This window comes from Ramlibacter agri (genome assembly GCF_012927085.1).
GTDB lineage: Bacteria > Pseudomonadota > Gammaproteobacteria > Burkholderiales > Burkholderiaceae_C > Ramlibacter > Ramlibacter agri.
This window is the reverse complement of record NZ_JABBFX010000002.1, coordinates 221,447-233,065: the sequence shown is the minus strand read 5'-3', so window position 1 is coordinate 233,065 and position 11,619 is coordinate 221,447. Positions and strand designations below refer to the sequence as shown.

10 protein-coding genes and 2 tRNA genes are annotated in these 11,619 nt (G+C 68.0%); 8 read left to right on the top strand and 4 right to left on the bottom strand.

Going from position 1 to position 11,619, the window contains the following annotated elements; genetic code table 11:
- The first annotated feature begins 5 nt into the window (after positions 1 to 5).
- The 3 genes from HHL11_RS19570 (at position 6) to HHL11_RS19560 (ending at position 1,058) form a co-directional block, all read left to right on the top strand.
- Positions 6 to 383: an integration host factor subunit alpha gene (locus HHL11_RS19570; protein ID WP_169421185.1), complete on the top strand. Its 378-nt coding sequence runs from the start codon at positions 6 to 8 to the stop codon at positions 381 to 383.
- A gap of 118 nt (positions 384 to 501) precedes the next feature.
- Positions 502 to 960 carry a MerR family transcriptional regulator gene (locus tag HHL11_RS19565; protein ID WP_169420256.1) on the top strand — a complete coding sequence of 153 codons (459 nt, stop codon included), beginning with the start codon at positions 502 to 504 and terminating at the stop codon, positions 958 to 960.
- A gap of 21 nt (positions 961 to 981) precedes the next feature.
- Positions 982 to 1,058, top strand: a tRNA-Pro gene (locus HHL11_RS19560).
- A gap of 57 nt (positions 1,059 to 1,115) precedes the next feature.
- Here HHL11_RS19560 and cphA read toward each other — a convergent pair.
- Complete coding sequence (gene cphA / locus HHL11_RS19555; RefSeq protein WP_169420255.1) at positions 1,116 to 3,692, bottom strand: cyanophycin synthetase; 2,577 nt, start codon at positions 3,690 to 3,692, stop codon at positions 1,116 to 1,118.
- A 2-nt stretch (positions 3,693 to 3,694) separates the two neighbouring features.
- Positions 3,695 to 5,890: a cyanophycin synthetase gene (locus tag HHL11_RS19550; RefSeq protein WP_169420254.1), complete on the bottom strand. Its 2,196-nt coding sequence runs from the start codon at positions 5,888 to 5,890 to the stop codon at positions 3,695 to 3,697.
- A 101-nt stretch (positions 5,891 to 5,991) separates the two neighbouring features.
- Here HHL11_RS19550 and HHL11_RS19545 point away from each other — a divergent pair, with 101 nt between their 5' ends.
- The 5 genes from HHL11_RS19545 to HHL11_RS34470 all read left to right on the top strand — a co-directional run bounded on the left by HHL11_RS19545 (position 5,992) and on the right by HHL11_RS34470 (position 9,878).
- On the top strand, positions 5,992 to 8,232 hold the full coding sequence (locus tag HHL11_RS19545; protein WP_205964493.1) for a cyanophycin metabolism-associated ABC transporter: 2,241 nt from the start codon (positions 5,992 to 5,994) through the stop codon (positions 8,230 to 8,232).
- Positions 8,233 to 8,234: 2 nt separating this feature from the next.
- On the top strand, positions 8,235 to 8,693 hold the full coding sequence (locus tag HHL11_RS19540; protein WP_240980344.1) for a cyanophycin metabolism-associated DUF1854 family protein: 459 nt from the start codon (positions 8,235 to 8,237) through the stop codon (positions 8,691 to 8,693).
- 35 nt (positions 8,694 to 8,728) lie between these two features.
- Positions 8,729 to 8,805 (top strand) — tRNA-Pro (locus HHL11_RS19535).
- Positions 8,806 to 9,242: 437 nt separating this feature from the next.
- Positions 9,243 to 9,473: a hypothetical protein gene (locus HHL11_RS19530; RefSeq protein WP_169420251.1), complete on the top strand. Its 231-nt coding sequence runs from the start codon at positions 9,243 to 9,245 to the stop codon at positions 9,471 to 9,473.
- Between the two features lie 264 nt (positions 9,474 to 9,737).
- Positions 9,738 to 9,878 (top strand): type II toxin -antitoxin system TacA 1-like antitoxin, encoded by a 141-nt coding sequence (locus HHL11_RS34470; RefSeq protein WP_240980343.1) that lies wholly within the window; start codon positions 9,738 to 9,740, stop codon positions 9,876 to 9,878.
- A 615-nt stretch (positions 9,879 to 10,493) separates the two neighbouring features.
- Here HHL11_RS34470 and HHL11_RS19520 read toward each other — a convergent pair.
- Both HHL11_RS19520 and HHL11_RS19515 read right to left on the bottom strand, forming a co-directional pair.
- The gene (locus HHL11_RS19520; protein ID WP_169420249.1) at positions 10,494 to 10,886 is read right to left on the bottom strand and encodes a hypothetical protein; all 393 of its coding nucleotides are present in this window, start codon (positions 10,884 to 10,886) and stop codon (positions 10,494 to 10,496) included.
- Positions 10,865 to 11,062, bottom strand: a complete 198-nt coding sequence (locus HHL11_RS19515) for a hypothetical protein (RefSeq protein WP_169420248.1) — start codon at positions 11,060 to 11,062, stop codon at positions 10,865 to 10,867. The genes HHL11_RS19520 and HHL11_RS19515 overlap by 22 nt, the downstream gene beginning before the upstream one ends.
- Positions 11,063 to 11,619: the final 557 nt, after the last annotated feature.

Sequence of the window (11,619 nt, the reverse complement as noted above, 5' to 3'; positions counted from 1 at the left end):
CCGACCTGACAACAACAAGCCCGCAGAAGGAAGAGGATCCCATGGAGTTTGCCGTCGAGAGCCTGGAAACGCCCGCGTTGACCAAGGCCCAGCTGGCGGAGCTGTTGTTCGAGCAGATCGGGCTGAACAAGCGCGAGTCGAAGGACATGATCGATGCCTTCTTCGACCTCATCGCGGCCAGCCTGGTCGACGGCCAGGACGTCAAGATCTCGGGCTTCGGCAACTTCCAGATCCGCACCAAGGCGCCGCGGCCGGGCCGCAACCCGCGCACCGGCGAGGCGATCCCCATCGAAGCGCGGCGCGTGGTGACCTTCCACGCCAGCCACAAGCTCAAGGAACAGATCCAGGGGATCTCGGCCGCCGCTGCGGCCGATGAGCGTTGAGCGGGCTTTTCGCCCAACCCAAAAAGCAACGCGCTTGTTACAGCCGCATGCGGCTCGCTTTGCATTGGCGACCGCTTAGAGTAACCTAGGAGCTTTCTCTCCTAGTAGATTGATTTCAATGGAGAAATCCCTCCCGGCAATCCCGGCCAAGCGCTACTTCACCATCGGTGAGGTCAGCGAGCTGTGTGGCGTCAAGCCCCACGTGCTACGGTATTGGGAGCAGGAGTTCACGCAGCTGCGGCCCATGAAGCGGCGCGGCAACCGGCGCTATTACCAGCACCACGAGGTGCTGATGATCCGCCGCATCCGCGACCTGCTGTACGACCAGGGTTTCACGATCAGCGGCGCGCGCAACAAGTTGCAGGAAATCGTGCAGGGCGAGCGCGACAAGCGCCGCGCCGGCGAGGTCATGCTCGATGGCGTCGACGTGATCGAAGTCGAGGACTCGCAGCTCGATAGCAGCTTCGGCGACTCCGTGCTGCTGGAAGAAGTCGAACGCGACGCCATGTCACAGAAGCTGGAATTCGTGCGGCGCGAGCTGTTCGAGATCCGCGACCTGCTCGGATCGACCCACTGAACACGGCATAATCGAGGGCTTCGGCGTGTAGCGCAGCCTGGTAGCGCACTTGCATGGGGTGCAAGGGGTCGCGAGTTCGAATCCCGCCACGCCGACCAAAAACGAGAAAGCCCGGTACCTGTGAAGGTCCGGGCTTTTTTCCTGGCCTGGCGGCCTCAGCCTCCGGCCACGCGTCGCGCCAGATGCGCCAGCGCCTCTTCGACCTGGTCGACCAGGACCAGGCAAAGATCGCCCGGCTCCAGCCGCGCCAGCGCCGCATCGATGGCGATGAACTCGCCGCGGATCTCCTCCACGTGCCTGGTGCGGCTCGCGCCCTGCAGCCCCTCGCGCAAGAGCGCCATCACCTCGCCATCGCCGCGCCCGCGCTGGGCGGCGTCCTGGTACAGCAGCACGTCGTCGAAGGCGGCGCCCAGGATGACCGTCTGGTCGCGGATGTCCTGGTCGCGCCGGTCGCCGGCGCCGCTGATCACCACCGAGCGCCGCCTGGCCGGCATCGCGTCCACGGCCGCCACCAGCGCACGCATCGCGTCGGGGTTGTGGCCATAGTCGGCGATGACGGTCGCGCCCTTGTAGTCCATCACGTTGAAGCGGCCCGGCGCGTTGTGCGCGTCGTTGACGAAGCTGGCCAGGCCGCCACGGATGGCGTCCCACTTGAGGCCCGCGCCCCAGGCCGCGGCCACCGCGGCCATCACGTTCTCGACCTGGAAGGCTATCGTGCCGTTGCGCGTGATCGGCACGTCGGCCAGCGGCACGTGTTCGCGGTAGTTGCCTTCGGCGGCCACCACCGAGCCGCCATCCAGCGCGGAATCGACATAGACCGTGCGCCCGCCCATCGCGCGATGCTCGGTCATGGCGCCGTGGTGGCGGTCCGCGGCGAAGTAGATCACCTTGCCCGGGCAGGTGTCGGCCATGGCGGCGACGATGGGGTCGGCCGCGTTCAGCACGGCATAGCCTTCCTTGGGCGTCACGTTCTGCACGATCACGCGCTTGAGCACCGCCAGGTCCTCGACGGTCGTGATGTAGTTGAGCCCGAGGTGGTCGCCTTCGCCCACGTTGGTGACCACCGCCACCCGGCAGTGGTCGAAGCCCAGGCCTTCGCGCAGGATGCCGCCGCGCGCCGTCTCGAACACCGCCGCTTCGACGTCGGGATGCATCAGCACGCTGCGCGCGCTCTTCGGGCCGCTGCAGTCGCCGGAATCGATCTGGCGGCCGTCGACGTAGACGCCGTCGGTGTTGGTCATGCCCACCACCAGTCCGCTGCTGGCGAACAGGTGGGCGATCAGGCGCGCCGTCGTCGTCTTGCCGTTGGTGCCGGTGACCGCGACCACCGGGATGCGGCCGTCCTCGCCGGGCTCGTACAGGTGGTTGACGATGGCCTCGCCGACGTTGCGCGGCTTGCCGTAGGAGGGCGACAGGTGCATGCGCAGCCCCGGCGCGGCGTTCACCTCGACGATGCCGCCGCTCTGTTCTTCCAGCGGCTTCAGCACGCTTTCGCACACCATGTCGACGCCGCACACGTGCAGGCCCACCATCTGCGCCGCGGCGATCGCGCGTTCGGCCACTTCGGGATGGACCTCGTCGGTCACGTCGGTGGCGGTGCCGCCGGTGGACAGGTTCGCGTTGTTGCGCATCAGCACGCGCTGGCCGCGCGCCGGCACGCTGCGGGTCGTGAGGCCCTGCCCGGCGAGCAGCGCGATGGCGATGTCGTCGATGCGGATCTTGGTCAGCGAGGTCGCATGGCCGTCGCCGCGGCGCGGATCGGCATTGACCTTGGCCACGAGTTCGGCCACGGTCAGCTCGCCGTCGCCCAGCACCAGCGGCGGCTCGCGCCGCGCGGCGGCGACCAGCTGGTCGCCGACCACCAGCAGGCGGTAGTCGCTGCCGGGCAGGTAGCGTTCCACCATCACTTCGCCGACCTTCAGCGCGGACTTGTAGGCCTGCTCTATGGCCTCGCAGGTGGTGACGTTGACGGTGATGCCCTTGCCCTGGTTGCCGTCGCGGGGCTTCACCACCACCGGCAGGCCCACCTCGAGCGCGGCGGCCCAGGCGTCGGCCTCGTCGGCCACCGGCCGGCCGAGGGGCACCGGCACGCCGGCGGCGTGCAGCAGCTGCTTGGTCAGGTCCTTGTCCTGCGCGATCGACTCCGACACGGCGCTGGTCTGGTCGACCTCGGCGGCCCAGATGCGGCGCTGGTGCTTGCCCCAGCCGAACTGCACCAGGCTGCCGTCGGTGAGGCGCCGCCACGGGATGCCGCGCGCCGCCGCGGCCTGCACGATCGAGCCGGTGCTGGGACCCAGGCGCACGTCCTCGTCGGCCTCGCGCAAGCGGGCGACCGCGGCATCGGCGTCAAAGCTGGCGTCGGCATCCATCGTGGCCGCGATCAGCTGTTGCGCGAGCTCGAAAGCCAGGCGGCCGACCGCTTCCTCGCTGTATTCGACGACGACCTGGTAGATGCCGGGCTCGACCGTCGCAAAGGTGCGGCTGAAGGAAACCGGGCAGCCGGCTTCCTCCTGCAGCGAGAGCGCGGCGGTCTCGAGCACGCGCGCCAGGGACACCGGGCCGGTGAGGCGAAACAGGCCCAGGCCCGGGAAGAGGGTGCGCAGCCGGGCCTCGAAGCCGGGGCGGTCGGTCACCGCGATCTCGCTGGCCTCGCACGAGACGACGGCCTCGATGGCCGTGTGCCGGCTCCACAGGTTGGGCCCGCGCAGCGCGCGGATGCGGGAGATTTCCATGGTCAGGCGGCCTGCGGGGAGGGGGCGTTGTGGGCGTCGAAGGTCTCGATGCCGGCGAGGATCAGGTCGGGCGCGATGCCCAGCGCCCAGGCGGCGGCGATCACCACGAGCAGCGTTTCGGCGGCGAGGCCGCCGCGCGCCAGGCGCGCCAGCGGGGCGAGCCGCGTCTCGGCGCCGCCGGTGGCCAGCACCGGGCGGCCGTCGCGCAGGAAGACGGCGCGGCCGCCGCGCGCGCCGTTGCCGCGGTGCGCGACGAGCGCGGGCGCCTGCGGATCGGCCGCGTAGAGGATCACCTCGCCGTCGCAGAAGGCGCCGAGCGCGGCGACGCGCGCATCGGCCGCGTTCAGCACCGCGACGCCGTTGTCCAGCACCACGTCGACCTGGGTGCGCAGCACCTTGGCCAACTGCTCGGGGGACTGCACGTCGAACTCGGCCAGCGCTTCGATGCCGTCGAAGTCGGTGACCACGCCCACCGTGCAGCGGTCGTAGGGCAGGCCGTCGCGCAGGATGGTGCGGGCGTCGTTCTCGAACACCGCGGCCTGGACGTTGCGGTTGACCAGGAGCCGATGCGACACGTCCCAGCGCCGCGCATCGCCGGCCGACAGGCAGCGGCGGTCGAGGTAAAGGCCGTCGGCGCAGGCGACGCCCACGCGCCGGCCCAGCAGGTGGCCGAGCCAGGCGACCCGCCGCGCGATGCGGGCGGTGTCGCGCGTGCCGGTGATGCCGACGACGGGGATGCGGCCGGGATGCTCCTGGCCGTTGTCCGCCGGGAACAGCGAATCGACGATGTCCCGCCCCACGGGGCGCGGCGTGCCGATCGCCGGCTTCAGGTGCGCGAGCAGGCCCGGACCGGCATTGACTTCGACGATGGCGCCGCCTTGTTCGTGCAGCGGGCGGCTGATGTCCTGCGCCACCAGGTCGACGCCGGCAATGTCCAGGCCGACGATGCGGGCGGCCAGGGCGACCACGTGCTTCACCTCGGGGTGGACCTGGTCGGTGCAGTCGATGGCGACGTTGCCATTGCGCTGGATCAGCACCTTCCGGCCGGCTTCGGGAACCGCGTCGGGCGTGAGGCCCTGCCGGGCCAGGTCGCCCAGGATGGCGTCATCTTCTTCGAGCACCAGGCGGTTCAGCGGGTGGTCCTCGGTGAGGCCGCGGCGCGGGTCGGTATTGATCTGCGCGTCGACCAGCTGGCGCACGCTGGACCGGCCGTCGCCGTTGACCCAGGCCGTCTCGCCACGCGCGGCGGCCACCACCTTGCCACCCAGCACCAGCAGCCGGTGCTCGTCGCCGGCGATATGGCGTTCGACCAGCACCTCGCTGCCATGGCGGGCGGCGACTTCGAAGGCCGCTTCGACGTCCGCCTGCGTGCGCAGGTCCAGCATGACGCCGCGGCCATGGTTGCCGTCGCTGGGCTTGACGACCACCGGCAGGCCGATGTCCTGCGCGGCCTCCCAGGCCTCGGCCGGCGTCCCGGCGGCCCGGCCTTCCGGCACCGGCACGCCGCAGCCGGCGATCAGGCGCTTGGTGAGGTCCTTGTCGCGGGCGATGCCCTGGGCGATGGCGCTGGTGCGGTCGGTCTCGGCGGTCCAGATACGGCGCTGGCGGGCCCCGTGGCCCAGCTGCACCAGGTTGCCGTCGTTCAGGCGGATGTGCGGGATGCCCCGGTCGGTCGCCGCCGCCACGATGGCGGCGGTGCTGGGGCCGAGGTAGGAGTCGTCGACCTGCTCGCGCACCGCGGCGACCGCGGCCGCGACGTCGAAAGGCTCTTCATTGATTGCCGCCATCAGCAGCCGGTGGCCTTGCGCCAGGGCGCTGCGGGCGACCTTCTCGTCGCGGGCGCGGAACACCATGCGGTAGACGCCGTTCTGCGAGGTGCTGCGCGTCTGGCCGAAGCCGGTGGGCATGCCGGCCAGGTTCAGCAGCTCGATCACCACGTGCTCCAGCACGTGGCCGGACCAGGTGCCTTCCTGCAGGCGCTGCAGGAAGCCGCCGCGCTCGCCGACGCCGCAGTGGTGCTCGATCAGCGCCGGCAGCATGGCCGTCAGGCGGTCGGCGAACCCGGGCAGCAGGTTCGACGGCCAGTCCTCCAGCTCGCCGAGGTCCAGCCAGACCTCCAGCACGGGCCGGTAGGTCCACAGATTGGGGCCGCGCAGGTAGTTGATGCGCAGCAGGCGGATGTCGTTCTTCCTGCTCATGGATGGGCGCCCTGACAAGGTGGGAGGGTCTCCGGCCGGCTTAGGCGAAAATCCGCGTCCCAGCCAGGGCACATGGCCCAGTATTTCCAAACCACTGTCGAATGCAATCTACTTCTCCAGTCGCAACAGTACCGGGCTTGCTCCCGGACTGGCGCATGACGCTCGCCAAAAGGCTAGCCAGCCGCGAGAACGTTCTGGCGACGCTTGAGGTTGACATCGGCCCCGCGATGAATTTTACGTTTGGCGGCCTGGCGTTGACCGAGCGCCGCCTGCTGGCCTGGGGCGAGGGCGGCTGGTCGGAATGGCCGGTGGCCGCCGGCCTGCAACTGCGCCACGCCGACCACGCCGGGGTCGGGACGCTGGAACTGCTGGACGCCCAGGGCCGGCTGGCCCTGTGGCACTTCACTTTGGCCCAGCAGGGCGCGATGCTGGCCTTCGTCGCCCGCTTCGAGCGCCTGCTGTCCGGCGAGCCCGCCGTGGTGGAGGAAGCCGGCGAGGAAGAGGAGGCCGAGGAGGACACCCAGCCGCCTTCCACCTGGGTGCTGCTGCGGCTGGGCCGCTTCGCGCGCCCCTATCGCAAGCAGCTGGCGATCGGCTTCGGGCTGACGCTCGCCTCCACTGCCGCAACCCTGGTGCCGCCTTACCTGACCATCCCGCTGATGGACAAGGTGCTGATCCCCTTCCAGAACGGGCAGCGCATCGACCCGGGCTACGTGATGCTGCTGCTGGCCGGCCTCCTAGGGTCGGCGCTGCTGGCCTGGAGCCTGGGCTGGGCGCGCACCTGGCTGCTGGCCCTGGTGTCCGAACGCATCGCCGCCGACCTGCGCACCACGGCCTTCGAGCACCTGCTGCAACTGTCGCTGGACTACTTCGGCGGCAAGCGCACCGGCGACCTGGTCTCGCGCATCGGGTCGGAAACGGACCGGATCTCGGTCTTCCTGTCGCTGCACGCCCTGGACTTCGCCACCGACGTGCTGATGTTCGCGATGACGGCGGCGATCCTGTTCTCGATCAATCCCTGGCTGGCGCTGGTGACCTTGCTGCCGCTGCCCTTCATCGCCTGGATGATCCACGCCGTGCGCGACCGCCTGCGCACCGGCTTCGAGAAGATCGACCGGGTCTGGGGCGACGTGACCAGCGTGCTGGCCGACACCATCCCCGGCATTCGGGTGGTCAAGGCCTTCGCGCAGGAGCGGCGCGAGGCGCAGCGCTTCCGCGAGGCCAACCAGGCCAACCTGGCCGTCAACGACAAATTGAACAAGACCTGGAGCCTGTTCTCGCCGACGGTGTCGCTGCTGACCGACGTGGGCCTGCTGGTGGTCTGGGCCTTCGGCATCTGGCTGGTGAGCCGCAGCCAGATCACGGTCGGTGTGCTGACCGCGTTCATTGCCTATATCGGGCGCTTCTACACGCGGCTGGATTCGATGAGCCGCATCGTCTCGGTGACGCAGAAGGCGGCCTCCGGCGCCAAGCGCATCTTCGACATCCTCGACCACGTGTCCAACGTGCCGGAGCCGGCGCAGCCGGTGAAGATCGAGACGCTGGCGGGCGCCATCGAGATGCAGGGCCTCGGCTTCCGCTACGGCAACCGCAGCGTGATCCGCAGCCTGGACCTGACGATCCGCCCGGGCGAGATGATCGGCCTGGTCGGCCACAGCGGCTCGGGCAAGAGCACGCTGGTCAACCTGATCTGCCGCTTCTACGACGTCAGCGAGGGCGCGATCCAGGTCGACGGCACCGACATCCGCCGCTTCGGCGTGGCGGATTACCGGCGCCACATCGGCCTGGTGCTGCAGGAACCCTTCCTGTTCTTCGGCACCATCGCCGAGAACATCGCCTATGGCCGGCCGGACGCCACCCGGGCCGAAATCGTGGCCGCGGCACGCGCCGCGCACGCGCACGAATTCATCCTGCGCCTGCCCCTGGGTTACGACTCGATGGTGGGCGAACGCGGGCAGGGCCTGTCCGGCGGCGAGCGCCAGCGCATCTCGATCGCGCGCGCGCTGCTGATCGACCCGCGCATCCTGATCCTCGACGAGGCAACGTCCAGCGTCGACACCGAAACCGAGAAGGAAATCCAGAAGGCGCTGGACAACCTGGTGCAGGGGCGGACCACGATCGCCATCGCGCACCGGCTCTCGACGCTGCGCAAGGCCGACCGGCTGGTGGTGATGGACCGTGGCCGGGTGGTCGAGGTCGGCCCGCACGACGAGCTGATCGCGAAGCAGGGCGCCTACTGGCGGCTCTACGAGGCGCAGGCGCGCCAGGTCGACGAAGAAGACAACGGCGACGACGCGCGGCTGCCGGCGCCGGCGCACGCGGCCCATCCGGCGGGGCAATGACGATGTTCCAACTCCAACGCAATGCCTTCGGCCGCCTGGTGCTGACCTTGCCCGATGGTTCGGTGCACGAGAGCGTCGTGCCAGTCCGGGCCTTTCCGCTGGCCGCGCCCGAGGAGGGCGTATCGATGGTCAGCATCGACGGGCGCGAGCTCGCCTGGGTGCCGCACCTGGACGCGCTGCAGCCGCAGACCCGCGCGCTGATCGAAGAGGAACTCGCCGGCCGCGAGTTCGTGCCGACGGTGCAGCGCATCGAGTCGGTGTCCAGTTTCTCGACGCCCAGCACGTGGAGCGTGGTGACCGACCGTGGGCCGACCCGCTTCGTCCTGAAGGGCGAGGAAGACATCCGCCGCCTGGGCGAAGGCGCGCTCCTGATCGCCAGTTCCGAGGGCATCAACTTCCGCATCGCCGACCGGCGAGGGCTGGATCGCCACTCGCGCACGCTGCTCGAACGCTTTCTTTAAAGAGGCCTCCAGAACCACGCTATAATCGAGGGCTTCGGCGTGTAGCGCAGCCTGGTAGCGCACTTGCATGGGGTGCAAGGGGTCGCGAGTTCGAATCCCGCCACGCCGACCAACGACACGAAAGCCCGGTTCCTGCAAAGGTCCCGGGCTTTTTTTCGTCAGGCCCCGCCGACGTGAGAAAAACGACGGCGTAGCAAGCACTTAGCTTGGATGGTGGGGTACCGGTCATAAGCGCCGGGGTACGGCGCGGCCGCGGCTACTGTGGTCTCGAGTGGTCCTCAGATTGCGACAGCTTTGCGACAAGCGCAGAGTCGCTGGAATGTGCGGGCCAGGTTCGCAGCAACACGCATTTTTGAGCGGCCCCTCGTGGCGCCCGAGGAGCCATGCGTTCCGACGCCGTCCCGCAGCTGGGGAGGCTTGCCGCAAGGCCGGGACGGGGGCTCCCCGTTCAGGAGCGACAAGCCCCAGGAATAAACGCTTTGTCGCGTCCGCGGCCATTTAGCCGAGCCAGGTGTGCGGTTCGTCAGCTCGGCAGTAGGATACGAGCCCATGACCAGCAGCACACCCATTTCCATGTCCGGCGTCATATCGCTGGACACAAAGCAGACGGAATTGCTGACGACGCTCGGGCTCGAAGTCCCAACCATGATGACTCGCGAGCACTTCGTGCAGCTACTGGCGCGGGCCGACCAAATTGCGGACAGCTTCTCCATGGACCTCGTGGCTCGCATCACGCGCGCAGAGCTGGCAAAACTGAGGGCTAGTTTCGGAGCGGGGTAGGACCCCGCGACCGTCAACTCGGGCGACGGCAGGTATCGTCGCGTGTTGTGCCCGGCGCGCACGGCTTGTCCGCCCCTCGGCATCCAAGCGTCCGGACAGGCATTACAGTGATGCCATGAACGAACAACAGTTCGAAAGACTAGGTGACGTAGTCATATGGGGATGCGCTGCAATCGGCGCCATCTGCTTCATCGCCTCCCTGGTGGCAATGTGTCTGATGAAGTGACGCAGCCATTGAACACGCCGGGTGCCAACATCGCGCCCATGAACTTGGACAAGGTACTTTTCACTCTCGACGCTGAGAAGTTCGAGCAGTTCGCGGCGTTGCTCAACGCGCCGCCCGCGCCGAACGCCGCCCTGGCGCGCCTGCTGGCCGTGCAAGCGCCCTGGGTCTCAGACAATTAATGGGTCCCCAAGGGCTTGGCGTCAGACGGCCTGTCCGATGCAGTAGCGGAATGGACTTGAAACAGGTTCTCTGGCGCCTCCTTGGGCCACAACTCCCCAATCTCACTACGTTGGTAGCGGTTCGCGATGCAAAGGCCGGCATGACGACGCGCACTAACTTTGCCGACTTCTGAACGTGCCACGAGTCCCTTGAGGGGACTTGGTGTCATGGTCGCACTGCGCGACGGATGCGGCGGCGGACTATTTCCATCTGCACCCGTGCACGTGCAATGGCGGCGGCGTACGAAGCCTCACCTTCACTTCGTACTCTCGTCCCGTCTTCAAATGTGACCAGAGGGCCCAGCCGCCGCTCCGAGTGCACGGTTAGCTCGCAAGCGAGGATGCGGTTGCATTCGACGTCGTACCGCCTTGGCTCGCGCCACTCCATCCAGGCTCGGTAATGGCGGCTGCGCGGCTTCATGGTTGAAGTATGCCAACAGCCCCCTAACCGGCGTGATGCCAGGCATTCACGATGTCATTGGGGGCAGCTTCAGCAATGGGCGGAGGCCAAGTCTTCGATATGCCAGCAAGGGTCACCCGCTGATGCCGGCGCGGAGTAGCTTGGGGCGCTTCCGTTCAGTACTCCTCAGTGTCGACGCTGGCGATGTTTGCAATGAGCTTGTCGCGGATGGCGTCCAGCTCCAAAGCACGCGTGCGATTCAGAGAACGAGCGACCCCGCGGCGGAGCGGCTCCAGCGCTTCGCGGGCTTGCTCCAGGTCGTCCTGCGTGAGGAAGACCGGCCGTTCGCAGAGGGCGGTCTCGAGCTTCTTGACCAAGGCGCCGATGCGGTCCGCCTGCAGCTTGAGAGCGAGCGCGGTCTCGTTGTCGCCACAGCGAGTCGCTGTGAGTTTCCCAGCGTTCAAGGCCGCGATGCGGTCGACGGCGCAGTTGTACAGCGTGCCCAGGTCGCCTTTGTGAAAGAGGGTCGAGAGAACCATGGCGCCCTTCACCTCGAACGCTGCGGCCAAGGTTTGGTCGGGTCCAGCCGTTGCACCTCCGAGCACAGGGCTTCGGGGTCGGGACTTAGCGCGAAGAACGCGGCCCAGGCAGCGCGGTTGCGAGCCGTCGCTGCCCGCTCGCGAACAGTGGCGTTGTGTTGGCGGATGTACTCGCGCTGTCGGGTGTGCAGGTCGTCGTCAGTCATTCATCATCTCCAGGTGGTCAGGGGTGAGAGACGCCTCGCTTCGGGGGCTTCCGCTGCTTTGGTCACCTCGGGTTGAGGCAAGCAGTGAAGCGTGCTGTTTTATCCGTCAGGGAGACGCCCCGCCGACGCTCCTACTACTGCCGCTCGGGGCCGTAGCCGACCGCCCTTGAAGCGATGCAATCGGTGGCGAGACCGTAGCAGTCGGCCGCTGTCCCGGGCCGTAAGCCAAGATGCTGATGGGTGCGCCCGAAGTTCGCGAGTGCGCCGCTCTGGTAGTCGGCAGCGCGAACCGTCGTGAGGATGCGCTGTCCAACAGGCGACCATGCGGCGAATTGCCCAAAGAAGTCAGCCACGCAGACGGGTCCGCGTGGCACACAGGAGATACCACTGCGGCGCGCTGAGGTGTCAAAAAGCACGTCTTCCAGACTGCCTACGCGAGCGGAGCCCGCGGGGAGCGTCTCGGTATAAGAAGTTATACGTGGACCTCACAATTATCAGGTCGCTGTTTAACTTCCGCGTCGGGGCACTAGATGGTTACCGCGACTGCATTCAGCAGC